At 41.4% G+C, this 25,387-nt stretch carries 22 protein-coding genes and 4 tRNA genes; 21 read left to right on the top strand and 5 right to left on the bottom strand.

The genetic code is table 11. The features are described from left to right. Nucleotides 1-125 precede the first annotated feature (125 nt). From NAF01_RS24805 to NAF01_RS24705, 21 genes are all read left to right on the top strand, one after another. The gene (locus NAF01_RS24805) at nucleotides 126-1,061 is read left to right on the top strand and encodes a YybS family protein (RefSeq protein ID WP_226618923.1); all 936 of its coding nucleotides are present in this window, start codon (nucleotides 126-128) and stop codon (nucleotides 1,059-1,061) included. Nucleotides 1,062-1,092: 31 nt separating this feature from the next. Beyond that, nucleotides 1,093-3,066, top strand: a complete 1,974-nt coding sequence (locus NAF01_RS24800; RefSeq protein ID WP_048010216.1) for a DHH family phosphoesterase — start codon at nucleotides 1,093-1,095, stop codon at nucleotides 3,064-3,066. Next, nucleotides 3,063-3,509 (top strand): 50S ribosomal protein L9, encoded by a 447-nt coding sequence (gene rplI, locus NAF01_RS24795; protein WP_035328283.1) that lies wholly within the window; start codon nucleotides 3,063-3,065, stop codon nucleotides 3,507-3,509. The genes NAF01_RS24800 and rplI overlap by 4 nt, the downstream gene beginning before the upstream one ends. Before the next feature lie 178 nt (nucleotides 3,510-3,687). Further along, nucleotides 3,688-5,052 (top strand): replicative DNA helicase, encoded by a 1,365-nt coding sequence (gene dnaB / locus NAF01_RS24790; protein WP_035328281.1) that lies wholly within the window; start codon nucleotides 3,688-3,690, stop codon nucleotides 5,050-5,052. A gap of 203 nt (nucleotides 5,053-5,255) precedes the next feature. Then, a complete protein-coding gene (locus NAF01_RS24785) occupies nucleotides 5,256-6,548 on the top strand; it encodes an adenylosuccinate synthase (protein ID WP_197217283.1) in 1,293 nt (430 codons plus the stop codon). Nucleotides 6,549-7,104: 556 nt separating this feature from the next. Further along, a tRNA-Lys gene (locus NAF01_RS24780) sits at nucleotides 7,105-7,180 on the top strand. 15 nt (nucleotides 7,181-7,195) lie between these two features. Next, nucleotides 7,196-7,267, top strand: a tRNA-Glu gene (locus NAF01_RS24775). Between the two features lie 61 nt (nucleotides 7,268-7,328). Next, nucleotides 7,329-7,405 (top strand) — tRNA-Asp (locus tag NAF01_RS24770). Nucleotides 7,406-7,620: 215 nt separating this feature from the next. Then, a tRNA-Phe gene (locus NAF01_RS24765) sits at nucleotides 7,621-7,693 on the top strand. A 366-nt stretch (nucleotides 7,694-8,059) separates the two neighbouring features. Next, entirely contained in the window at nucleotides 8,060-9,535 is a 1,476-nt protein-coding gene (locus NAF01_RS24760) for a LysM peptidoglycan-binding domain-containing M23 family metallopeptidase (RefSeq protein WP_250801491.1), read from the top strand. Nucleotides 9,536-9,917: 382 nt separating this feature from the next. Next, nucleotides 9,918-10,625 carry a response regulator YycF gene (gene yycF, locus NAF01_RS24755; protein ID WP_048010220.1) on the top strand — a complete coding sequence of 236 codons (708 nt, stop codon included), beginning with the start codon at nucleotides 9,918-9,920 and terminating at the stop codon, nucleotides 10,623-10,625. 8 nt (nucleotides 10,626-10,633) lie between these two features. Beyond that, nucleotides 10,634-12,460: a cell wall metabolism sensor histidine kinase WalK gene (gene walK / locus NAF01_RS24750; protein ID WP_048010221.1), complete on the top strand. Its 1,827-nt coding sequence runs from the start codon at nucleotides 10,634-10,636 to the stop codon at nucleotides 12,458-12,460. Next, complete coding sequence (locus tag NAF01_RS24745) at nucleotides 12,457-13,797, top strand: YycH family regulatory protein (RefSeq protein WP_197217287.1); 1,341 nt, start codon at nucleotides 12,457-12,459, stop codon at nucleotides 13,795-13,797. The genes walK and NAF01_RS24745 overlap by 4 nt, the downstream gene beginning before the upstream one ends. Then, nucleotides 13,784-14,596, top strand: coding sequence for a two-component system regulatory protein YycI (locus tag NAF01_RS24740; protein ID WP_250801486.1), 813 nt, complete (start codon nucleotides 13,784-13,786; stop codon nucleotides 14,594-14,596). The genes NAF01_RS24745 and NAF01_RS24740 overlap by 14 nt, the downstream gene beginning before the upstream one ends. Before the next feature lie 7 nt (nucleotides 14,597-14,603). Then, nucleotides 14,604-15,398 (top strand): MBL fold metallo-hydrolase, encoded by a 795-nt coding sequence (locus NAF01_RS24735; RefSeq protein ID WP_061793147.1) that lies wholly within the window; start codon nucleotides 14,604-14,606, stop codon nucleotides 15,396-15,398. 238 nt (nucleotides 15,399-15,636) lie between these two features. Then, nucleotides 15,637-16,863 carry a S1C family serine protease gene (locus NAF01_RS24730; protein ID WP_226618917.1) on the top strand — a complete coding sequence of 409 codons (1,227 nt, stop codon included), beginning with the start codon at nucleotides 15,637-15,639 and terminating at the stop codon, nucleotides 16,861-16,863. 148 nt (nucleotides 16,864-17,011) lie between these two features. Beyond that, entirely contained in the window at nucleotides 17,012-17,173 is a 162-nt protein-coding gene (locus NAF01_RS24725; protein WP_064503402.1) for a CxxH/CxxC protein, read from the top strand. 80 nt (nucleotides 17,174-17,253) lie between these two features. Next, nucleotides 17,254-17,733, top strand: a complete 480-nt coding sequence (gene rlmH, locus NAF01_RS24720) for a 23S rRNA (pseudouridine(1915)-N(3))-methyltransferase RlmH (RefSeq protein ID WP_226618916.1) — start codon at nucleotides 17,254-17,256, stop codon at nucleotides 17,731-17,733. Nucleotides 17,734-18,056: 323 nt separating this feature from the next. Further along, nucleotides 18,057-18,743 carry an HNH endonuclease gene (locus NAF01_RS24715; RefSeq protein WP_250801481.1) on the top strand — a complete coding sequence of 229 codons (687 nt, stop codon included), beginning with the start codon at nucleotides 18,057-18,059 and terminating at the stop codon, nucleotides 18,741-18,743. A 91-nt stretch (nucleotides 18,744-18,834) separates the two neighbouring features. After that, nucleotides 18,835-19,131 (top strand): hypothetical protein, encoded by a 297-nt coding sequence (locus NAF01_RS24710; RefSeq protein ID WP_250801479.1) that lies wholly within the window; start codon nucleotides 18,835-18,837, stop codon nucleotides 19,129-19,131. Next, on the top strand, nucleotides 19,088-19,429 hold the full coding sequence (locus tag NAF01_RS24705) for a nucleotidyltransferase domain-containing protein (RefSeq protein ID WP_250801475.1): 342 nt from the start codon (nucleotides 19,088-19,090) through the stop codon (nucleotides 19,427-19,429). Before NAF01_RS24710 ends, NAF01_RS24705 begins: the two co-directional genes overlap by 44 nt. Nucleotides 19,430-19,674: 245 nt before the next feature. Here NAF01_RS24705 and NAF01_RS24700 read toward each other — a convergent pair whose 3' ends face one another. From NAF01_RS24700 to NAF01_RS24680, 5 genes are all read right to left on the bottom strand, one after another. Next, nucleotides 19,675-20,193, bottom strand: coding sequence for a hypothetical protein (locus NAF01_RS24700; protein WP_227888347.1), 519 nt, complete (start codon nucleotides 20,191-20,193; stop codon nucleotides 19,675-19,677). A 17-nt stretch (nucleotides 20,194-20,210) separates the two neighbouring features. Beyond that, nucleotides 20,211-21,167 (bottom strand): hypothetical protein, encoded by a 957-nt coding sequence (locus tag NAF01_RS24695; RefSeq protein WP_250801474.1) that lies wholly within the window; start codon nucleotides 21,165-21,167, stop codon nucleotides 20,211-20,213. Nucleotides 21,168-21,551: 384 nt separating this feature from the next. Next, nucleotides 21,552-22,652, bottom strand: a complete 1,101-nt coding sequence (locus NAF01_RS24690; protein WP_250801472.1) for a hypothetical protein — start codon at nucleotides 22,650-22,652, stop codon at nucleotides 21,552-21,554. 344 nt (nucleotides 22,653-22,996) lie between these two features. Next, on the bottom strand, nucleotides 22,997-24,928 hold the full coding sequence (locus NAF01_RS24685; protein ID WP_250801470.1) for a DUF2075 domain-containing protein: 1,932 nt from the start codon (nucleotides 24,926-24,928) through the stop codon (nucleotides 22,997-22,999). Nucleotides 24,929-24,944: 16 nt separating this feature from the next. Then, nucleotides 24,945-25,241: a nucleotide pyrophosphohydrolase gene (locus NAF01_RS24680; protein WP_250801469.1), complete on the bottom strand. Its 297-nt coding sequence runs from the start codon at nucleotides 25,239-25,241 to the stop codon at nucleotides 24,945-24,947. Nucleotides 25,242-25,387: the final 146 nt, after the last annotated feature.

Raw genomic sequence — 25,387 nt, 5'->3', positions numbered from 1 at the left:
GAACCCTTCTAAAATCACTAAGGTTGAACCTGCATTTAATACTAGCTACAATAGAGCTTATATGGGTTCAAAAAGCCGGGAACAGATTTCCTCCTTTTTGGATACACAGTTTGAGGGGTGTATCAATGAATAATGTACATAAATTAACAGAAGGTGCTGTGCTTCTCGCGGTTTTTGCCGTGCTTCTTCTGATTTCGCTCTATGTGCCGATTCTCGGTACCGTTTCGGTTTTCTTCCTGGCTCTTCCGTTTATTATGTTTGCAGCGAAAAATAACCGGATGAGCGCGATTGTCTTTCTGACGGGAGGTGTCCTGCTTTCGCTGATTATCGGATCCATCATGGGCATTCCGCTTGCTCTGACATTCGGATTGACCGGCACGGTAATCGGTATTTTTATAAGGGAAAATAAAGGACGGGCTTCTTCCTTTATTGCGGGCACGCTCGTATTCCTTGCAGCCCTTTTGCTTCAGTATGCTGCAGCAGTTGCCTTTTTTAATATCAATATCATTAAAGAAGGCATCGGCATGATGGAGGAGTCCATTAAAATCTCACAAGGAATGCTCGAAGGCTTCGGACAGAACGCAGATAAGGCAGTCGAGCAGCTGACAGCAGGCCTGAAAATGATTGAGACCTTAACGCCGAGTTTATTTGTCATGACATCGGTCATTTCTGTTTTTGTCATTCAGCTTGTTTCCTTTCCGATCGCCAAACGATTCGGTATTAAGATTGAAGGCTTTAAGCCATTCAGGGAAATGAGCCTGCCGAAAAGCATATTATGGTACTATCTCATAACCATTATTGCTTCGTTCCTTTTTAATCCGTCAGAAGGAAGCTACTGGTTTATGGCCCTTGTCAATATTGCCTTCATTCTGCAGATTTTCATGGTCATTCAAGGCCTGTCCCTGATTTTCTTTTTCAGTCATTTAAAGGGATGGCCGAAAGCGGTGCCTGTCCTTGCTGCTGTATTTACATTTCTTATGCCATTTCTCCTTTATATTGTGAGGATATTAGGTATAATTGACTTAGGATTTGATTTAAGGCAAAGATTAGGAAAAAAGTGATGAACAACACTACTGTTTAGGAGCTGAAAACATGCCTTCGTATTTAGAAAAGCGGTCCATACGCTATCCGATTTTTGGATTGATGGGCATAACAGTGGTGCTTCTCGGTATATTGGCGTACTACAATTGGCTTTTTGCATTAATCGGGCTGTTTCTGGCCATCCTTCCTTTCTACTACCTTTTTCAGCTGAATCAAAAGCACCGGAAGGAGACGGAAGAATACATTTCTACCCTTTCCTACAGGGTGAAAAAGGTCGGCGAAGAAGCTCTGATGGAAATGCCGATCGGGATTATGCTGATTAATGATGATTATTACATTGAATGGACCAATCCCTTTTTGGCATCCTGCTTTGATGAAGATACGCTAGTCGGAAGATCGCTTTATGATGTCGCGGATTCGCTTGTTCCGCTGATCAAACAAGAAGTGGAAACAGAAATTATTACCCTTCATGACCGGAAATTCCGGGTGATCCATAAACCGGAAGAACGGCTTTTATACTTTTTTGATGTCACAGAACAAACTGAAATTGAGAAAATGTATCAGGAAGAACGGACAGTGATCGCCATCATCTTCCTTGATAATTATGACGAACTGACCCAGGCGATGGATGACCAGACGAAAAGCAGCCTCAACAGTCTGGTGACCCAGATATTGAATAAATGGGCACAGGATAATGGGGTCTTCCTGAAGCGGGTGTCATCTGAGCGCTTTATCGCCGTATTTAATGAACATATTCTGCAGCTTCTTGAAAAAGGGAAATTCACAATTCTCGATGATGTCCGGGAGACCACATCCAAGCAAAATGTTCCGCTCACGTTAAGCGTAGGTGTCGGCACTGGGGTCTCTTCCCTTCCTGAGCTTGGTTCACTGGCCCAGTCCAGCTTAGACCTGGCATTAGGCCGCGGAGGAGATCAGGTGGCCATTAAGCAGACCAACGGGAAAGTCAAATTCTTCGGGGGCAAGACCAATCCTGTTGAAAAAAGAACCCGGGTCCGAGCACGCGTCATTTCCCATGCGCTGAAGGAATTGATATCCGAAAGTGATAAAGTCATTATCATGGGCCACAAAAGCCCGGATATGGATGCGATTGGAGCCGCCATTGGCATTCAGAAGGTGGCGCGCCTGAACCAGCGTGAAGGCTATGTAGTGGTGAATTTCAATGAACTGGATACAGGCGTCAGAAGGATGATGAAGGAAATTGAAAAGAATGAAGAGCTCTTTTCAAAGTTCATCACACCGGAACAGGCGATGGAAATCGCCACGGACGATACCCTGCTCGTGGTTGTTGATACCCACAAGCCATCCATGGTAATTGAGGAAAAGCTGCTTCATGCGATTGAACATGTGGTCGTCATCGACCATCATCGCCGCGCAGAAGAGTTCATTCATAATCCGCTGCTGGTTTATATGGAGCCATACGCTTCCTCTACAGCAGAACTGGTGACAGAGCTTCTGGAGTATCAGCCGAAAAACGGCAGAATCGAAATGCTGGAAGCAACGGCCCTGCTCGCCGGAATCATTGTCGATACGAAGAGCTTCTCACTCCGGACAGGGTCAAGGACGTTTGATGCGGCTTCCTATCTGCGCGGACAGGGTGCAGATACCGTGCTCGTCCAAAAGTTCTTAAAAGAGGATGTAGATACCTACATCAAGAGGGCGAAGCTGATTGAAACCGTTCAATTTTACAAAGAAGGCATTGCGATTGCCAAGGGTGAGCCGGATCAGATATTTGACCAGGTGCTGATTGCCCAGACGGCAGATACCCTGCTGACGATGGATGGTGTGATTGCTTCGTTTGTTATCTCAAACCGCTCTGAAAACATGATAGGGGTCAGCGCACGTTCCCTCGGGGATATCAATGTCCAGGTGATCATGGAAAACCTCGAAGGCGGCGGGCACTTAACAAATGCTGCCACACAGCTTCAGGATGCAACACTTGATGATGTTGAGGTCCGATTAAAAGAAGCTATAGATGAATACTTTGAAGGGAGAAAAAAGGAATGAAAGTAATCTTTTTAAAAGACGTTAAAGGCAAAGGGAAAAAAGGCGAAGTAAAAAATGTAGCAGATGGCTATGCACATAACTTTTTAATTAAGCAAGGGCTTGCTGTCGAAGCAAACCAATCGAGTATCAGCAGTCTGAATGCTCAAAAGAAGAAAGAAGAAAAGCTTGCTGCTGAAGAGCTTGCTGATGCAAAAAAACTGAAAGAAACACTTGAAAAGCTGACAGTTGAATTTACTGCGAAATCAGGTGAAGGCGGCCGCCTGTTCGGCTCCATCACAAGCAAGCAAATTGCTGAAGAGCTTCAAAAGAAGCACAGCATCAAAATCGACAAACGCAAGATCGAAATGGAAGATGCGATCCGCACACTTGGATACACAAAGGTTCCAGTCAAGCTTCATACTGAAGTAACCGCAACATTAAACGTACATGTTAAAGAAGCATAAAGCTAAGCCGATAAACTAATATTGGAAGTGGCTTTTGCTAATAAACATGTTAAAATAAAAGGGTTGATTAAAAATGTGATCAGTTTTTGCTGGTCACATTTTTTAAAGGGATTAAAAAGGATTTTTATATAAATATAGATTTGTTTAACGCTTTTATTTTTTAAGGAGGTTTAATGAGATGAGTGATTTATTCGCGGATCGGCTCCCGCCTCAGAATATCGAAGCGGAACAGGCTGTGCTTGGGGCAATCTTTCTTGAACCCTCCTCTCTTACACAAGCATCTGAGATCTTGATACCCGAAGACTTCTACCGTGCGGCCCACCAGAAGATTTTCAATGTAATGCTGAAGCTGAGCGATCAGGGAAAAGCGGTCGACTTAGTGACCGTGACAGAAGAGCTCAGCGCAGCAAAACTGCTGGAAGATACCGGAGGAGTCAGCTATTTAAGTGAACTGGCCGGCTCTGTTCCGACAGCAGCGAATATCGAGTATTATGCTAAGATCGTGGAAGAAAAATCACTGCTTCGCAGGCTGATCCGGACGGCGACGGGCATTGCCCAGGACGGTTATACGCGCGAGGATGAAGTGGAAGTTCTGCTGGGGGAAGCAGAAAAAAATATCATGGAGGTTGCACAGCGCAAAAATGCCGGTGCCTTTCATAATATTAAGGATGTATTGGTGCGGACCTATGATAATATCGAGGAAATGCATAACCGTAAAGGGGATATTACCGGGATTGCGACTGGATTTACCGAGCTTGACCGCATGACAGCCGGCTTCCAGCGGAATGATCTTATCATTGTCGGTGCCCGTCCTTCCGTAGGTAAAACAGCCTTCGCCCTGAATATCGCGCAAAATGTGGCAACGAAAACCGGGGAAAACGTTGCGATCTTCAGTCTGGAGATGGGTGCCGAGCAGCTGGTCATGCGTATTCTCTGTGCTGAAGGGAATATTGATGCCCAGAGACTTCGTACCGGCTCTCTGACAGATGAGGACTGGGGAAAACTGACGATGGCGATGGGAAGCCTGTCAAATGCGGGTATTTTCATTGATGACACGCCGGGTGTCCGCATCCAGGATATCCGTTCTAAATGCCGCCGCCTCAAACAGGAGCATGGGCTTGGCATGATTTTGATCGACTACCTGCAATTAATCCTCGGAAGCGGACGTTCAGGAGAAAACCGCCAGCAGGAAGTATCTGAGATCTCCCGTTCCTTAAAACAGCTGGCACGTGAACTTCAGGTCCCTGTGATCGCCCTGTCTCAGCTTTCCCGTGGTGTGGAACAGCGTCAGGATAAGCGCCCGATGATGTCAGACATCCGTGAATCGGGAAGTATTGAGCAGGATGCCGATATCGTGGCATTCTTATACCGTGATGACTACTATGACAAAGAGTCCGAAGATAAAAACATCATCGAAATCATCATTGCCAAGCAGCGTAACGGCCCGGTTGGAACCGTACAGCTGGCATTCGTAAAAGAGTATAATAAATTTGTAAACTTAGAGAAACGCTTTGATGATTCATTCGCGCCGCCTGGTGCATAAAGAGGGCCTGCCTATAGCAAGTCCTCTTTTTTATATTTGTATTTTCATTGTTTCACGAACATATTTTCATATTTTTATTAAAATTGTTCGTGTTTTATTGACTATCACACATCACCTTGTTAAACTAAGATGGTTGAAATAAGTTACTTAATTAAAATGAAAATAAATTTTAAAACCATGGGATTCCCGGAGGTGCTTGTTTAATGTCATCAGTAGTAGTAGTTGGAACACAGTGGGGAGATGAAGGGAAAGGAAAGATTACAGACTTCCTTTCTGAGAATGCAGAAGTAATCGCACGTTACCAAGGCGGAAACAATGCAGGACATACAATCAAATTCAACGGCGAAACCTATAAGCTTCACTTAATTCCATCTGGCATTTTCTATAGCGATAAAATTTGCACAATTGGAAACGGAATGGTTGTCGATCCTAAAGCGCTTGTAAAAGAATTGGCATACCTTCATGACAAGGGAGTTACAACCGACAACCTGCGTATTTCAAACCGCGCACATGTCATCCTTCCTTACCACCTGAAGCTTGACGAAGTGGAAGAAGAGCGCAAAGGTGCGAACAAGATCGGTACAACGAAAAAAGGCATCGGCCCTGCTTACATGGATAAAGCAGCCCGCAACGGAATCCGCATCGCGGACCTTCTTGACCGTGAAGTGTTTGAAGAAAAGCTTGCGCGCAACCTGGAAGAAAAGAACCGCCTGCTTGAGCGCTTCTATGAAACAGAAGGATTCAAAATTGAAGACATCCTGGATGAATACTACGAATTAGGCCAGCAGATCAAGCATTATGTCTGCGACACGTCTGTCGTGCTTAACGACGCATTGGATGAAGGCCGCCGCGTTCTGTTCGAAGGTGCACAGGGAGTTATGCTTGATATCGATCAGGGGACGTACCCATTCGTTACATCCTCTAACCCAGTGGCTGGAGGCGTAACAATCGGTTCTGGCGTTGGCCCTACAAAGATCAAGCATGTTGTCGGTGTATCCAAGGCCTATACGACTCGTGTAGGAGACGGCCCATTCCCGACTGAGCTTGATAATGAAATCGGAAATCAAATCCGTGAAGTTGGCCGTGAATATGGTACAACAACTGGACGTGCCCGCCGTGTCGGCTGGTTCGACAGCGTGGTTGTCCGCCATGCCCGCCGTGTCAGCGGAATCACAGATCTTTCCCTTAATTCCATCGATGTTCTGACTGGAATTGAGACATTGAAAATCTGTACAGCTTACCGTTATAACGGAGAAGTAATCGAAGAGTTCCCTGCAAGCTTAAAAGTATTGGCTGAATGTGAGCCGGTATACGAAGAGCTTCCAGGCTGGACAGAGGACATCACAGGCTGCAAATCACTCGATGAGCTTCCTGCCAATGCCCGCCACTACCTGGAGCGCGTTTCCCAGCTGACAGGAATTCCATTATCCATCTTCTCAGTTGGCCCGGACCGCACACAGACAAACGTAGTGTTAAGCCCATGGAGACAAAACTAATACTTGATTGGAAAAGCCCTGATTGGGGCTTTTCTTTTTTTATGTGGCTGGACAGGCGGGTGTGCGCTTGGCTGGTTTGTGGCTCCTGGGGGCAGGTTCGGACAGTGTGAGGGGAAAAAGGCATTACTGAGTCCGAAGTTGGGTCGGGTTCGGACAGAAGAAGGGGAAATTGTCGTTTTTGAGTCCGAAGTTGGGGTGAGTTCAGACAGAGAAAGAGAAAATGGCCGGTGCTGAGTCCGAACCCGCACATCTGGTTTATAATAGAGAAAAAATTAAAAAAGAGGAATAAACAAAGAGAATTAGGGAAATGAATCCATAAACCTGGGAAAAGAACGCATAAATTAGGGAAAGGAACTCTCAAATTGGGGAAAAGAATACCCTTTTTAGGGAAAACCCATCCCAGCCAAGTGGCTGCAATCTAGTAGCCAAACACCTCCAGCCGCAGTCTTCCCAGCAAAAAAGAATTTTTTATAAAAAAGTTATTGCGCTTTTATAAAACTCTATGATATTATAAAAAGCGTCGCCAAGGTAGCAACCTTGGAAACACTAGTAGCATGAGCCATTAGCTCAGTCGGTAGAGCATCTGACTTTTAATCAGAGGGTCGAAGGTTCGAGTCCTTCATGGCTCACCATTTATACTTTTTTATGGCCCCTTGGTCAAGCGGTTAAGACACCGCCCTTTCACGGCGGTAACACGGGTTCGAATCCCGTAGGGGTCATGGCGAATAACCGTCAGCAAACGGCTGGCAAGCCCAGCTTACTTGCTGGCGGTTATTATTTGGTCCGGTAGTTCAGTTGGTTAGAATGCCTGCCTGTCACGCAGGAGGTCGCGGGTTCGAGTCCCGTCCGGACCGCCATTTACATAATCTGCTTCATAACATTGGACCGTTTGCCAAATCGGGACGAAGGACGAAGCCAAACAATGTTTAGGCAAAAATAATCTAATAAGGCTCAGTAGCTCAGTCGGTAGAGCACGACCGAATAAGCTCCCTTGAATCACTTCAGCGTACCGTTTGCCAAATCGGGACGAAGGACGAAGCCAAACAACGTTTAGGAAAAAATAATCTAATAAGGCTCAGTAGCTCAGTCGGTAGAGCAAAGGACTGAAAATCCTTGTGTCGGCGGTTCGATTCCGTCCTGAGCCATCCCAAGAAGGAGTATGTAACCAAGCATACTCCTTTTTGTTATATTTCTGTAATATAAGCGCTTTTCTGAAGAAAGGCCGCGTAATTTAGACGCACACTCTCCTCTATTTTTCGCAGCACTAACAAACCCTTGAAAATAGGGATTACTTCCTATCCTCCATTCGACAAAAACCATCCCTTGCTTTGCCATTAAAAGTCATAAAATGTCAGCTATTATACATTTTTGTTACATTCCCGAGTCTCGTAATTTATTTGCTTTGCTGTATGGTAAAGTAGGTATTGTGAAAAAATCAGAATCACAAATTCGTAGTTACATAGCACTATATGAAAGTGTTCTTTGTTACCGTAGTCTAGGGGGATGTAACCATGTTCAAATGGATGAAAAAAGGTACCTTATCATCAGAATTTACAGCGAAAAGCTTTAAGAAAACTATAAATAGAACGATTGCTGCCGGCTTTGCAGCGGCGGCTCTAACATTTACTGGCGGCATATCCGCTTCTGCCAATGATGATAAGCTTGTGACCGTTTATTATGTCTATATGGGTGACGAATATATTGGAACGGTGTCGGATAAAAGTGTCATCGAAAATTTGGCTGATAAAAAGATCAGTGAGGCTGAAGGATCCCATAAGGGATTAAAGCTGGCGCTGGCATCGGAGCTTTCCTTTGTTCCTGAGCAGGTTTTTGAATCCAGCTCACAAGTGAATGAATCAGAAGCTGTCAATGGCCTAAAAGATAAGATGGAAGTTCATGCTGAAGCAGCTGCCTTAGTGATTGGCGGCAAGGAAATTGCTTATTTGGAAAATGAGGAGCAGGCAAAAGCGGCCCTCCAGAAAATCAAGACGTCCTATGTATCAGAAAAAGACTTAAAGGCATTCGAAGATAGAAAAGCATCTTCTGCAATTCCTTTACCACAGCTGAAGGAAGATGAAACACGTCTTTTAGATGTCCGCTTTACGGAAGATGTATCCATCTCTGAAGCAACCGTGAAACCAGACCAGATCATCAATGCAGATGAGGCTGTAAAGCTTTTGCAAAAGGGAACCCTTGAAGAAGAGAAATATGTGGTGAAAGAAGGCGATGCACTAAGCAATATCGCCAGTGCCCATGACCTCGATATGAAGCAATTGATCGAACTGAACAGCGGTCTTAAGAACGATTCAGTCATTAAAGCAGGCCAGAAATTAAATGTGACTGTCTACAAACCGTATGTAAAAGTGTTAGCAGATAAGGAAGTTTTCAAGAAAGAAAAAATAGATTTTGAAAAAGAAATCGTCGAAGACAGCAGCATGCCTAAAGGCGAAACGAAAGTGAAGCAGGAAGGCAAGGAAGGCGTTCGTGCTGCTACCTATCTGATTACGGAAGAAAACGGCCAAACGGTCAAAAAAGAAGTAAAAGATGAAAAGGTTCTTGAAGAGCCTGTGAAGCAAATTGTCATCAAGGGAACAAAGGTGATTCCATCCCGCGGTGAAGGCAGCTTTGCCTATCCGGCAGTTGGCGGCTATATCTCAAGTAAAATGGGATACCGCTGGGGCAAAATGCATAAAGGGATTGACATTGCAAGACCGAGTGACCGCACGATCAAAGCAGCCGATAACGGTACGGTTGTATCCGCAGGCATGGATGGCGGCTATGGAAATAAAATCGTCATCGACCATAACAATGGCTTCCGCACGATTTATGCCCATCTGGATTCCATCAGTGTCAGCGTTGGCCAAACCGTCTCAAAAGGATCAAAAATCGGCATAATGGGAACTACTGGTGATTCAACCGGTGTCCACCTGCACTTCGAAGTATACAAAAACGGCAAAATGCAGGATCCGCTGAAATATATAAAGTGAAACTTCAATTAGTGGGGGAGTACTTTCCCCCACTGATTGTTAGTTGAACCAATCGGGCCTTTACGGGCAGTTTGCCCCCAGTTAGGGCTCCTTTGATTTTTCACAGGCTTGAAGATGGGGGCTTACTGCCCGTTAGACTGCGATAAATAAATAATACACGCACAAAAGTCTCTAGTTTTCATGCTAGAGACTTTTGTGGTTAAGAATAAGAAATAAAACATCCACCCTCTTGAGGTGTGCCGGAGGCAGGCAGGGCGCTCCCGCTTTACGTAATAGGTGAATTCTCACTGTTAACATGGTAAAGTAAAGTAGAGAACATATGCATGAAACTGACTTCTACTGCTCCAAAAATAAATAAATGAGCAAGAAAAAGGAGATAGGTATGGATAAAAAAATTCTGGTTGTAGACGATGAGAAACCAATTGCAGATATTCTGCAGTTCAATTTAAAAAAAGAAGGCTATGAAGTGGTGTGTGCCTATGACGGCAATGACGCCCTTGAAAAGGTAGAAGAAATCAAGCCGGATTTGATTTTGCTTGATATCATGCTTCCGCAGAGGGATGGCATTGAGGTTTGCCGCGAAGTGCGCAAAAAATACGATATGCCAATCATTATGCTGACAGCAAAGGATTCTGAAATTGATAAAGTGCTGGGTCTTGAGCTGGGTGCAGATGATTATGTTACAAAGCCGTTCAGCACGAGAGAATTGATTGCCCGTGTGAAGGCTAATATGAGGCGCCATCAGCAGGTTGCCAAGGCAGAGGAAGAAGATGAATCCAACGAAATCGAAGTGGGTTCACTGATTATCCATCCGGATGCCTATGTGGTTTCCAAACGCGGTGAGACGATTGAATTAACACACCGTGAGTTTGAGCTCCTTCACTATCTGGCCAAGCATATTGGACAAGTCATGACGAGGGAACATCTTCTTCAAACCGTATGGGGTTATGATTATTATGGTGATGTCCGCACAGTTGATGTAACTGTCAGAAGACTGCGGGAGAAAATCGAGGATAATCCAAGCCACCCGACATGGATTGTGACAAGAAGAGGAGTCGGTTATTACTTGCGGAATCCTGAACAGGAGTAAAAGGGTACATGGAAAAGGTGGGTTTTTTTCGGTCCATTCATTTGAAGTTTGTGATCATTTATGTTCTTCTCATCCTGGTAGCGATGCAGATTATCGGAGTCTACTTTGTCAGGCAGCTGGAATCGACCTTACAGGAAAATTTCAAAGATGCCATTCAGGAGAGGGTTAATCTTCTTAGCTATTATGTGGAGGAACAGATGACCAAGGTAAGGCTTCCCGATGAGGAGGCCCCGTCCCAGGAGGAAGATATCAGAAGGCTATTAAGTGATTACAATTCGGCGGATATATCCGAAGTCCGTGTGGTTGATGAATCACTGAAAATTCTTGGCACCTCCGACCCCGATAATCAGGGGGTTGTCGGAGGAAGGTCTACCGATAACCTGATCAAGATGGCCATCGCCACCAAACAGCCGGTAACGGAGGATCTGGTTGACCAGGGACAGCGGATATGGGTTCTCGTCACCCCTATTAAAAATAATAATGGGGAAGTCAACGGGGCCATCTATCTGGTTGCTAAAATAGAAAACATCTATGAACAGATGAGAGAGATAAATAATATTTTTACATCCGGAATCGCTATTGCGTTAGCCATCACAGCGATCCTGGGAATACTCCTTGCCCAGACGGTAACACGCCCGATTTCCGATATGCGGAAACAGGCGCTGGCCATGGCAAAAGGGAACTTCTCCCGCAAGGTTAAAGTTTATGGGTATGACGAAATTGGCCAGCTGGCCATTACGTTTAACAGCTTAACAAAGAAGCTTCAGGAAGCTCACGCCACAACGGAAGGCGAACGGCGGAAATTATCCTCTGTTCTTTCCTATATGACGGATGGGGTCATCGCAACCGACCGCAAAGGGCGTGTCATTCTCATTAATGAGCCTGCAGCAAAAATGCTGAATGTTTCACGTGAAACGGTCCTGTCTTCACCAATTGTATCCCTTTTAGGACTTGAAGAGGATTATACCTTTGAAGAGCTGTTAGACGAGCAGGATTCAGTCATCCTGGATTATAGCAGCAAAACGAAAACGCTGATTCTCCGTGCGAATTTCTCGGTTATCCAAAAAGAAACCGGGTTTGTAAACGGCTTAATCACCGTTTTGCATGATATCACCGAGCAGGAGAAAATTGATATGGAACGCCGCGAATTTGTGGCAAATGTATCTCATGAACTTAGAACCCCGCTCACGACGATGAGAAGCTATCTGGAAGCTCTGGCGGATGGCGCCTGGAAAGATGAGGAGATTGCCCCGAACTTCCTGGATGTTACCCAAAATGAAACAGAGCGGATGATCCGCCTGGTTAATGATCTGCTGCAGCTTTCTAAAATGGACAGCAAGGATTACCGTTTAAGCAAGGACTGGATTGATTTCATTTTCTTCTATAATAGAATTATAGACCGTTTTGAAATGACGAAGCAGCAGAATGTTACGTTTGAAAGAAGGCTTCCTGACCATTCGGCTTTTGTGGAAATAGATGAAGACAAGCTCACCCAGGTACTGGACAACATCATCTCGAATGCACTGAAATACTCTCCGGAGGGCGGAAAGGTGACGTTTGGCATTGAGGAAAAAGATGAATTCATTATCGTCAGCGTTTCTGACCAGGGTGTGGGGATACCAAAAGAAAATATTGAGCAGATTTTTGAGCGTTTTTACCGGGTGGATAAAGCCCGGACAAGAAAGCTTGGCGGAACAGGCCTCGGTTTGGCCATTGCGAAAGAAATGGTGGAGGCTCATGGGGGAAAAATTTGGGCAGCGAGTACAGAAGGGAAAGGGACAACGATTTCATTCAGCCTTCCATATGTTCGCTCGGAAGAGGATGATTGGGAATGAGATATGAAAATATAAAATCCATCATACTGACCATTCTAGTCGTGACAAGTGTCCTCCTGACCTGGAATCTCTGGACCTACCAGCCGACTTTTGAGCGAATTGAAAAAGAAGCAAACACCATTCAGGAAGTAACAATCGCGGAGAAAAAAGAAATAAATCAGATTGTAAGACCGGACACCCTTTTATTCCATCTTGGGGAAAAACAGACCTTGGGGACAGTCAGCCCTGATGAGATTGATAAAGTAATAAAGGAAATCAGCGATTGGAATTTTGCTGACTTTGAAAATATTACAGAGGAAGCAGGCATCCTTCCTTCGTTTGTTCATAACGAAGGAAAAGCGGTTCTGGCATTTCCGGATTCTGTTCCGATTGACTTATACAAATCCGTCATCAAAATTGGCGATAAAGATCCAGCTGATTTTCAATTTGATCATATTGTCATTGATACCAGGCAAACGGATAAAAAGGAAGGAATTGTAGATTTTGTCTCATTGGATAACCGGCAGGTTTATCGTAGCCATGTGCCTGTTTCCTTTATTCAGAATTTCAAAAGCCAATACTTCAATCTGTCGGAGTATAACCCGGAATACAAAGCCTATCTTGCTTATAAGCCATCTGATAAAAGAACCATCTACCTGCCCGCACAGGATACCAAAATGCCAAGATATCAATATCTCGAGAAAAAATTGGACTCTGAACAATACAAAAATGCTTTGTTCAGTGATCCGAGTGTCGTGCAGAAAAGCTTTCAGCAATCAGAGGATGAATATAATGATACCTTAAGCCTGCTGAGGGTGAATTCTGATAAAAATACCCTTCGTTATATTAAACCGGCTGCCGGTGATAATCCGGCTTTTCCGTCAGGTGACCTCCTGAAAAGGAGCATTGACTACATTAACGGACATTCGGGATGGACAGATAATTACCAATTTGCCGAAATAGATGAAGTGAACCATCGGGTTGTATTCCGGATGTATGAATCTTCAGGCTATCCTATTTTCAGCGATGATCCGAAACTGTCTGAGATCCGCCAGATTTGGGGGCAAAATGAAATTTATGAGTATGTTCGAAGCAGCTTCCAGCTTGGTCTGAGTACGGAAACGCCAACAGAAGTATCTCTCAGTTCCGGAAATCGCGTAATGGAGTACCTGTTGGCCCTGGACGGATTCGATCCTGAATTGCTGGAGGATGTAAGACTGGGGTATCAGATGATGCTGGTCAAGGAAGCGCAGACCACCTTCATCCGTCTGGAGCCTTCCTGGTTTTACCGTTATGAAGGAACGTGGAAGAGCATTTCGCTTGATGAGACAGGGGGCATGAATAATGGATTGGAGTAAGATCAAAACAATCTTTATTTTAACCTTCCTGGTGCTGGATATTTACTTGATGTACGAGTTTTTCAAATTAAAGGAAGCCAGTGAATTTGAACCGGTCGCCCAGGCATCCCTGGAAAAACAGCTTAAGAGTGCCGAGATCACATTTGAGTCGCCCCTTCCGAAAAGCAACCCGAAAGACCGTTACCTGAGGGCTAAGCCGGTGGAATTTGATATTGAAAATCTTGAGGGTGTGAAAGATACAAAGCTTGAAGGCCAGGAGATCACGATTTCAGAAGGAACCACCTTGAATTCCATTTTGGATGAGCCGATCAAGATCAGTGACAAGTTCAATCCATCCGAATTATCCGCTTTTATCAAAAACAGGGTGTTATTCGGGGATCAGTACCGCTTCTGGGACAAGCCTGAGGACAGCAATAAAATTACGTATTATCAGGAATTCGAAGACAAGATGTTTTATAAGAATTTAAATGGCGAGCTCACATTTTATTTGAATGATGAAAATAAAATCGTCTCTTATACACAGACGCTCCTGGAAAAGATTGAGTCGAAGGAAGAGAGCGAAAAAGTCATTCAGCCGATAAAGGCTGTTGAGACCCTTTATAAGAATGGCTCGCTTCTGCCTAAATCAAAAATTACAAATGTAGAGCTGGGGTATTTTACCTTCGTGCATTTGAGTTCTTCACAACTATTGACGCCTGCCTGGCGATTTGTTATTAATGGCGAGGAGAATTTATTTGTGGATGCCTTTGAAGGCAAAATTATTCAGCTGAACAACGAAGAGAAAAAAATAGTGGAGTGAGGAGAACATGTCTTTACAATTCAGCGTTCTCGCGAGCGGCAGTACTGGGAATGCGATCTTTGTCGAGACGGAGGAACATTCCTTTCTGGTAGATGCCGGTTTAAGCGGGAAGCAAATGGAAGGATTATTTCAGCATATTGGCCGGGACATCGGCAAGCTTTCAGGCATATTGGTGACCCATGAGCATAGCGACCATATCAAGGGTGTCGGGATTCTTGCCCGCAAGTATAACCTCCCGATCTATGCCAATGAAAAAACATGGCTGGCCATGGACGGGCTGATTGGGCAAGTCCCGGTTGACCAAAAATTCCATTTTGATATGGAAGCGGTGAAAACATTCGGATCCCTGGATATTCAATCCTTCGGGGTGTCCCATGATGCAGCCGACCCGATGTTTTATGTGTTCCATCATAACGGGAAAAAGCTTGTCCTGATTACCGATACAGGCTATGTCAGCGACCGCATGAAAGGCCTGATTTCCAATGCAGAGGCATATGTATTTGAAAGCAACCATGATGTCCAGATGCTTCGCATGGGCCGCTACCCGTGGAATATTAAAAGAAGGATCTTAAGCGATGTCGGCCATGTATCCAATGAGGATGCAGCGCTGGCGATGAGTGAAGTGGCCGGCGACCGGACGAAAAGCTTTTATCTTGCCCATTTAAGCCAGGATAACAATATTAAGGACCTGGCAAGAATGTCTGTTGCCCAGACACTGGAAAGCCGAGGAATCATTGTCGGCGAACAATTTGACCTTTTTGATACCGATCCGAAGGTCCCGACGATTTTAACAGCCGTTTAAACGTAAATCATAAGAGGAATACACAGAGAGACAGCTGTCTTTCGTGTATTCCTCTTTTTCTTCTTGAGGAAATTTTAATAAAGTATGAACAAAGTCGTAAGATTGCGTCAGCGAGTGCGTTTTTGTTAGATTTCTAAAAACAGAAGAGTATAATATTGGGTATAAAGGAAGACTAAGTTTTAGCATTTATATTAAAAACAGCCGTTTTTTTGCAAAAGAAAGAAAGGATGGGTGCAGTTTGGGCTATTATGATCAAGATCATCAGAACCGTTATAAAGGGCAAAAAGGCAACAAGGGCGGATACTTTCTTGCCAGTCTTGTTGGCATCATACTAGGGGCCATTCTGGTCGTGGTTGCAGTCCCAAAGCTGGCTGACTACGACGTGCTCCCTTATACGGTTGAACCGGATGAAAAGCTGCAGGACGAAGCAGCCGGGGACAATAATGCCAGGACTCAGAATGTCTCACTTGATGTGACAACCGATGTAACCAAGGCGGTCGACAAAGCCGGGGATGCGGTTGTAAGCATTACGAACATCCAGACAGCCGGCTTCTGGTCCAATGAAGGAAACGGCAGTGCCGGACAGCCGGCCGGAACAGGGTCAGGCGTTATTTATAAGAAGGAAGGAAATACAGCCTTCATCGTCACAAACCATCATGTGGTCGAAGGTGCTCAGGAATTGGAAGTAAGCCTGGAGGATGGCACCAAGCTGCCGGCAAGACTGGTAGGCAGCGATATTTGGACGGATCTTGCCGTGCTTGAAGTAGAAGGAAAGGAAATCAAAACGGTAGCCGAATTCGGCGATTCAGACAAGCTGAAGCCAGGCGAGCCTGTCATTGCCATCGGAAACCCTCTTGGCCAGTTCTCCGGTTCTGTCACACAGGGAATCATCTCTGGATTGGAGCGTGCCATACCGGTTGATATTGACCAGAATGGGACAGTAGACTGGCAGGCAGAAGTTCTGCAGACAGATGCCGCGATCAACCCGGGTAACAGCGGCGGAGCGCTGGTTAATATCAGCGGGCAGCTTATTGGCATCAACTCCATGAAAATTGCTGAGAGTGCGGTAGAAGGAATTGGATTGGCGATTCCAATTAACTACGCAAGACCAGTCATTGATGACCTGGAAAAGTTCGGAGAAGTAAAACGTCCGTATATGGGCGTGCAGCTGGCATCTGTTAATGAGATTCCTGGCTACTACCAGCAGGAAGCACTGAAACTGCCGAAGGATGTAAAATCAGGTGTGGCTATCACATCTGTAGAACCGAACTCTCCAGCAGCACAGGCAGGACTGAAGGAAATGGATGTCATTGTCGAGATGGATGGACAGGAAATCAAAGACATCATCGAATTGCGCCAGCATCTGTATACCAAGAAATCAGTGGGCGACCAAATGAAAATTAAGTTTTACCGCGACGGCAAAACCCAGGAAGTAACGATGAAGCTGAGCGGCGAGACATTTTAATGAAATGGGAAAGCGATAATCGCTTTCCTGTTTTTTATTGTTTTGTTAGTATGAGATGTGGATAACTTAAATACATAACCAAATATAAAAATTATCCACAGATCGGATAAAAAAACAGGCGGCCAGCCTAAAAAGGAGTTAGCTGAAAATGATTTACTGCTGTGACGAACACGTTGATCTGGCAATAGATATAGTGGTGGATGAGTACGAAACATTCCCACAATTAACAAAACTTGAAGGTGATAAAAAGTTATCAACAACCTGTGAATATTGTCAAAATACCGCAATATATGTTGTAGCGAACGAATGATCTCATACAACATGTGGATGAAAAATGTGGACATGTGGATAACTTCTGTGGATATCTTGTTTGTAAAGTGAGGACATGCTGTGAATATCTCAATCATAACGGTTGGAAAGCTAAAAGAAAAATACTTGAAGCAGGGAATTGACGAATATCTAAAAAGACTGTCGGCCTACGCAAAATTGGACATCATCGAAGTCCCCGACGAAAAAGCCCCCGAAGAACTAAGCGAAACGGAAATGATTCAGGTCAAGCAAAAAGAGGGTGAGCGGATCCTGGCGAAGATCCATCCGGATGCCCATGTCATTGCATTAGCTATTGAAGGGAAGATGAAATCATCGGAAGAGCTCGCTGATACTCTTGATAAACTGGCTACATACGGAAAGAGCAAGATTGCGTTTGTAATAGGTGGATCTCTTGGGCTGAGCCAGGAGGTTTTGCAGCGTGCGGATGAGAAGCTGTCTTTTTCGAAGATGACGTTTCCGCATCAGTTGATGAAGCTGATCTTGCTGGAGCAGATTTATCGGGCTTTTCGGATTAATCGGGGTGAACCGTACCATAAATAAATGAGGTTTCTTTGACTAAACTTTCTTATTATTAATCATCTATCTTTAAATAGATGGTTTTTTTTTTACAAAAAATATCCATTTAATTAAAGCGTTAAGAAAGGGAAAGGTTCTCCTTTTGTAGAAATTAGTATTAGTAAATATGTAACTTAGAAAAAGAATTTGGCTTAGCAGGGAATACATCTCTTCAATTATCTATGTACAATGGATAATGAAAAAATGAAGTGCCCGTATATAAACTTATTTAAAAGATAAGAGATATAATTCATAAGTAAAGCAAATTTAATAGATTTAAAAAATAGATATTTCTAGAGGTGTCAAGAATGAGCATTGGAGAGAAGGATATTAAGAAATTATGGGGATTAGCTGCTGGAAGATGCTCTTTTCCAACCTGTGGTGTAGATTGTATCCCGTACTTAGATGAAGATAGTCCGACAATCATAGGTGAGATGGCACATATAATTGCTAAGAAACCTGGTGGACCTAGAGGTGTACCTGGTGGTGGCAAAGATAGTTATGAGAATCTAATTCTATTGTGTCCCACACACCATACTATTATAGATAAAGCACCTGCTGGAGTATACCCAGTTGAGTTGATTAAAGAATGGAAAAGAAAACATGAAGAGAAAGTTAATAATTTCATGTGCACCATTAGGTATTCAAGTATCAATGATGTGGCAAAAGCAATAAAAAGAATATTAATAAAGAACCAAAAGGTATGGGAAGAATTTGGTCCTGAGTCAAATAGAGCAAAAGAAAATCCGCTTAGCAATATCAGTAATTACTGGGATCTTATAAAATTATCAGTAATAGTACCAAATAATAAAAAAATTATTTCTTTAATTGAAGCACATGAGGATATATTTGAATTTGATGAATATGCAGTTTGTGTTGATTTTATTGTGCATGCTGAATTATTTGAGAAAAGTTGTTATACCGTAATAGAAAACACCAAAAGATTTCCACAGAAATTTACAGAGGTGATAGATAGGTATGTCTATGAGAAATAATTGGAATGTGCCATATAGCTCAATTAGCTGGTTTTATAAAGTACTGAAGAATCATACAAAGGTCGTTAGTGTTTCACGAGAGCAGGACATATTGTTTACTATTTCTGACGATGAAGATAGAACTTATAAGATTTTACTACTTAACGAATATAGAATGGGATCGGCAGCTGTTTTGAAGTCAATTGAAGAGTTTGGAATCATAGATTTTATAGTATTTGGAGGTAATTGGAATGCTGCTACCAGTGACGCATATAAGGTGGCCAAAGAAAATAATATTGCGCTTTTTGACTATTCTGGAATTTTAGGTGCACTTAATATGCAGGATCCTAAGGGGTATAAACAAAATGGACAGAGAAAAAATTCAGCTAAGCCTAAGGACGGTACCTGAAGATATAGATATTTATATTTTTGGTTCCTATTTATTTTCGGAATATCCGAAAGATGTTGATTTAATAGTAATTTACAATTCGAATATTTATAATGGAAAGAACATTTTTGATAAGTGTTTGAATTTAATTATTCAGCTTGAGACAAAAAGTGGATTGCCGGTTGATGTTACATATTTATCAATCATAGAAGAAAATGAAATTGGATTTTTGAAAATTGTAAATGCAATGCCTATAAAAGATGTTTTCTATATTCCAATTGAAACTAACGGTAAAACTTCACGCCAGATGATAAAATAATCAGAGAAAGATTTGGTTGTCGTAAAATATCAAAAACAATTGATATTTACGGACATGGTCAACCCTCTGCTGATAAGGAAGGCTGGTTAGAGGATAAATACGTTAAACATCTAATAAATATGCTACCTCTCATTAGATTACTAATAAATTTACTTTAGTGAGGTAGCATTGTTATTAAGCTCATTAAGCTATACATCGAGTTATTCTAGTTAAATCATTCATTCCCTATCATAAAAATATTTTAATTATTTTCTTAATGCAGATGCATAAACATCATTTAACATTGTTATCACAAGATTAAATAAACTCAACAGTCCCAAAAATAGAATGTTAATATAAAGTATTTTAACCAATTCCATATATTCTTGTTTAAGCGGTAGTTTAATATAGGGACCAAATAGAGATAGTAACCCTGTTATTAAAAACAATAAAGCTGTAAAAACAAAAGGACCTAAGAAGTCTATCAATGCCTGACCTGCTACACCTTCACTATTTTCATGATTTGCTAACCTTTTTAAATCTTCTTCATTAAATGCATTTTTCCCGGCAACAAATAAAGCTAGAGTTAATGTTAACCCTGTTGATGAGACTGAAAAATAAGTTCCAATTTGAAAAGACGAAAAGTCAATAAAATCAAAATAAAGAAACCCACCTAGTGTTATTAAAAGAAAAGTAATCCATAACAATATAAGGTAGATTGGCATTAGGTTTTTTTTTGATTTCCAAATCACCTTTAATGGATTATTGTAGAAATTCCCCTTCATAGGATTACTCTCCCTTCTTATGAAGTTTCATCAATTTGCCTTAATGTTTTAATCTTTTTATATATATTTTTTCCTTTAGCTGTTAGAGATTTTAAGTAACCCTGTTTCGCTTCGTTTTCTAACATTTCCTGGATAGGCTCCTTTTTTAATGGTCTACCATCCGCCCCTATAAGCTTATAATCAGCTTCCTTTGCTTCCGCATTTTTTAAGATATTATACCTATCCAACGGTGGATTTCCGTTTGGATAAACTATAGTGTAGCTTATTTCAGTGTATTCTCCATCCAAAGATATTGATTCATAAATAGGATTAATATTAATTTTCCCTATATGCTTGTTAGCAGACCTACTCCCATTAACAAGTTCCACCAAAGCAGTTATATAATTCTGCGCTGCTGTTTCAGATGAGCTTTTGACTAGTACGTGTTCAGTGTGAGGATTATAATAAGCGATCAAATCCAATGAGTTTATCACATTATCTTGTCGATGCTTTTCTAGGTATAACTTTATTTTATAAAATTTCCTCAGGTGTGTAATTCCTGTCCCTACTTTACTGTCTGATTCAATATTTGCATATATATCTACTTCTTCATCTGAAATTAATTCAAATGCCTTCATTATCCCGGGATATTTTTTTTCTAAAGACCTTCTTTTATTCATACATGTCTCATTTAAATCCAAAAAGTCTTTAGAGTAATGAATATCATGATTTTTTTTATACTGCAATAGAACTTGTTTATGGAATTCAAATAATTCAACAGTTTTTTCTTCTAGGTCTATAAATAATTTTTGAAAGGTTTGTTCATCGGTTTTATCTGGAATTAATTCATATAAACCATTACTTTCCTTAACCTGTAATACATTCTGAAAAGCTAACGGTATCATTTCAAAAAGTAAATATTTAACTTCATTGCTTTTTCTATAATTTAATAGAATATCAGGTTGAATGTTTATTTTAAAAACAAAATAACCCACATCAGCTCTCTCCCTTTTGGTCCTTCCGGTATTAACCTAACAACAAAAGATTCCGAATAGAAAATATCTAGTATTTAGTATATAGTGGCTTTTATACTGATAATTGTAATTATTATACAATAAAAATATATAATTGTGACCAATATAAGGAAGTATCCAATTAAAATGAAATAATGAAATCCTTCTAGAACTTAATTTAGGGAAGCAGATTTAAAGTGCCGGGGGTCAGGTACCATTTTTAGTAAGAAACCCTAAGAGGACAATTATTGCTAGATAAGAATGAACATATGTGGTGTATGGATTCTTTCTAAGTGCGCCATTAATATAACCGCCAATATGTTTGACGTGAATGTCATTTTAAACAATGCAAAGTGTTATTGAACACTAGTAGATAATTTCTTTAATTAAGTTTTCAACAATATCCATTTCCTTATAAATGGTGGTTAGCAAATTTCCTAAAGATGTACATGTTAGTGTTTCTACCATAATTTCGAAATAGTTTTCACCCAATGAAGAGTTGATCTCCTCAGAAAGCTTATAATGAAACAGATTATTTCTGAAAGTATTGCCATTAAATATTCTTTTATGTGTCTCTATTACTGCGGTAATTGTTTCGTGTTGTTCTTCTAGCTCTTCTAAGTAGCTCGAGCTAAAAGCGAAATCTATTGCTTGGACGGAGTAATAGTAAATCAATAATTGAATTCTGTATTTCAGTGGATGTTCGTCTATTAGTAAATCTAAAATATTGAGGGCAAAATTTAATTGACATTGCATATTCAGTAAATATAATGAAACTCGTTTATCGATAACGTTGTTAAAAATATTTCTGTGTTTTTCTTCGCTATAGATGTAATCTTGGGGAAGTAGGTCTTCACTATTTATATTAGTAATGTAATCTTCTTGCTTCAGATATGGTCGAGTTTTTCCTTCTAACACAGAATTAAACCCGTTTATGTACATTGCAGCCTGCATACTAAATTTCAATGCATCTTTCCCAACTTCCCTTACAGTTGAATTAAATGGTTTAATATATAAATTCATTTGACTGCTGTTGGCATACGGTTTGTTTTTGTAATAGAAAACACCTAAATCGTCTTGACCGAATGCTTTTACATATGCTAGTTGTTCTTCAGTATAATCTTTTATTAACTCATCATGAAATTTTTTTGTTTCACTATCTAGCATCTTTATTGAAGTTCTTAGGTTTCTTTTATCAGTAAGTAATTTCGAACTTGCTCTTATTTTTTTGATAAGCGTCGTAAAACTTTTTCCATTTATATCTTCAAATTTACTAGAGAGTACAACAGTATCTTGGGTTTGAAAAAGACTGTCAATGCCATCACATATCATTGACAAATACGGCAATAATGAAATTGAAATATTCGATTGAATATCTTCAGGTAAGTTTATTAATCGATAAATCATTTTTTTACTCTCGTATACTTCACTGATTAACTGGCTTCTGGAGACTTGCAATAAATCCATATATAACACCTCGATTAATATCAAGCTTGTTTATTCTCTTATGTTATCACTGGCTCTTTAGTCCGCAAATGGTGGCTCATTTTATCCGCTTCAATGGTTTAAAACTATGCTCTCATGGATCAATTCACCGCATAATCAAAAGAGGTTGAAATACTTGTTTAGTTATTTTGGTAAATTAAATCTTACTAAAAAACAAGAACAAAAAAATTAAGCTATAGTAATTAATATTACAGAAACACTTTCTAGATACACAGGGAAACACATCACATTATCAACATAAAAAAGTGCCCAACCCAAATGTTATAAAGGGAAAAGGCACTTTTCCTATTTTTCAATTCATCTATCTAATAATCCCCCTGATCCTCAGCCACTCTCAATACTCTTCCAGGCGAAACATCATTATAAGTCCTTGCTCGCTGCAGCCGTTCTTCAAAGTAAGCATTCAACTCAGGATCGGTACAAAATACAAAACAGCCTTTTTGCCCTCTGGTCATAAGTGTCCGGTAAGTATTGCGTATAATTTGATCAGCAACTGCTTGAGCTTTTTCCGAATCTTTTTTGGCAAGGGTTTTGATGCCCTTTAAGGACTGGTCCGTCTTGGCACGTTTTGTGTAATCAGTGATTACCTGGCAATTTTCATATCGCAAGTCGGGCCCAACGATGACTCCGGCATAATCGAATTCTAATCCTTGGGATGTGTGAATGCACCCTGCTTCATTTACTGAACTTGGATCAATAGCCCAAATGCTATCTGAAAGATTCCAGCTTATTTCAAAAGCATGTTCAGGAATGATGATATCTTTATGCTTTGTATCATGACGGCCTGCTGTTGGCCATTCCCAGCAGTACCCTGCCAGCAATCTGGACTTATTATTGATCTGATTAAGTCTCTCAATTTCTTTTAGCATTTCATGCGGGTTATTGTAGATCCGAAAGTCATAATCGACTCCATAAAAATGAGAGTTCGCTGTTTCTGTAATTTGGAGAACATCATCCAGCCATGATATGTAGGCATCTGAGCCATCACAGCGGAATTGTGACGTCAATTGGCCAGTAATTAATTCTGCCCTTGCTTCCTCTGCAAATTTCTTGATTAAATCGATGCTCCCGATATCTTTCATTGTTACCCTTTGGTTCTCATCGATGAAAAATAATGTGAATTTGGCAGCGCTGATTAGTTCCTTAACCTGATTTTCTCCCTGATTTCCGTAAAACCCCGACTTTTCATTTAAACGGTGGGCCTCATCGACAATAATGACATCAAATTCATTTAAAGTGGATTCTGTAAAGCTGCCGGAGCCCTTAAATAGGTTATCAATTTCTGTTTTGCGAATGGTGCCTTTCAATTTAGAGGCATACACATCTCTGGGGGCAGAGTTTTTGGAAACATATAGTGTCATAAGCCCCTGGTTTATTAAGTTGACCAGCAGGTTAATAGCCATTACCGATTTCCCTGTGCCAGGACCACCTTCGATTACCATCACTTGCTTCTTGTCATTTTTGACACATTCCAGGGCGAGATGAAGTGCTTCTTCATAAAATACCTTTTGCTCATCAATCATCAGAAACTCTTCATTGCCTTTTAACATGCTTGTCAGGGAATCCTGCAAAGATTTAGAGGGGCGAATCCGGCCATACTCAATTTGGTAGATGAGCTGATGATGGTCGCCTTTTTTTACATATTTCTTTATGAAGTCCCTTAGATTTTGGATTTCACCTTTTGTGAATACCGGTGCTTTTTTGAGATGCTCCTCGTAGTGGGCATCTATTAGAGGATCATCTTCCATTTTCCTATAATTATGCAGATAAGCGCACGGTTCCAGCTGTATTTGCTTTTCTTGGACATTTTCGTTGAAATCTTTAATGAGTGCTGCATAGGACCAGGCCTGATAGGATGGGTGAGGCAGTGTATTCATCCTTCCGCCAACGAATGTCTTCACGACGCCATCCTGTGAGGTTATTTTCTCAACCTCCGACCATTGTTTAAGCTCTACAATGACTACATGGTCTTGCTCCCCATCACTGCCGGCCACTATGAAGTCTACTCTCTTTGATGTATTAGGAATTTTAAACTCGATGGCCACACTGGCATCATGAGGGATTTCCCGGTCCTGCATGACATTGCACATTCTCTGCAGAGAATTTTCCCATGAGACAATCTCCTGCTTTGATGTACGTCCCACTTTCTCCTGGTAGGATTGGTAAAGGCGTTCAACCAGCAGTTCATTAATTACATCGGATATGAATTCTGTTTTGGTAGCTTCATATATGATCATAGCCGGCTCCTTACATTTATTTATTGATTGGGTACTTTATTGCGTTTTTCTCCATCTTTTTAAAGACTTCTTCTTCTAAGTCTATATCCATTTTATCAGCCAGCTGCAGCAGATAGATAAGGACATCTGCCATCTCTTCTTTAATGTTTTCAGGTGATGATTCTAAGGCCTCTTCACTGCTTTTCCATTGAAAGTTTTCAAGAAGCTCATTGGCCTCAAGAGAAATGGAAATAGCCAAATCCTTCTCATTATGATAAGGCAGCCAGCCTCTCTCATCCCGAAAATGTGTGATTTTCTCTATCATTTTTTTCATAAAAGAACCTCCGGACACATATTATTACATTTACTATTTTATCATTATGGTTCTGATGAGCGGCGAAAGAAGCCTCTTTTAAAAGCACTTGTTACACTATTTCATGCCAAAATTCCTATTCAACTAAATGCCAGAGTCCATTAAGA

It is taken from the genome of Cytobacillus firmus (genome assembly GCF_023657595.1).
Lineage (GTDB): Bacteria > Bacillota > Bacilli > Bacillales > Cytobacillaceae > Cytobacillus > Cytobacillus firmus_B.
The sequence above is the reverse complement of the archived record's forward strand: the minus strand, read 5'-3'. Positions and strand labels throughout refer to the sequence as shown.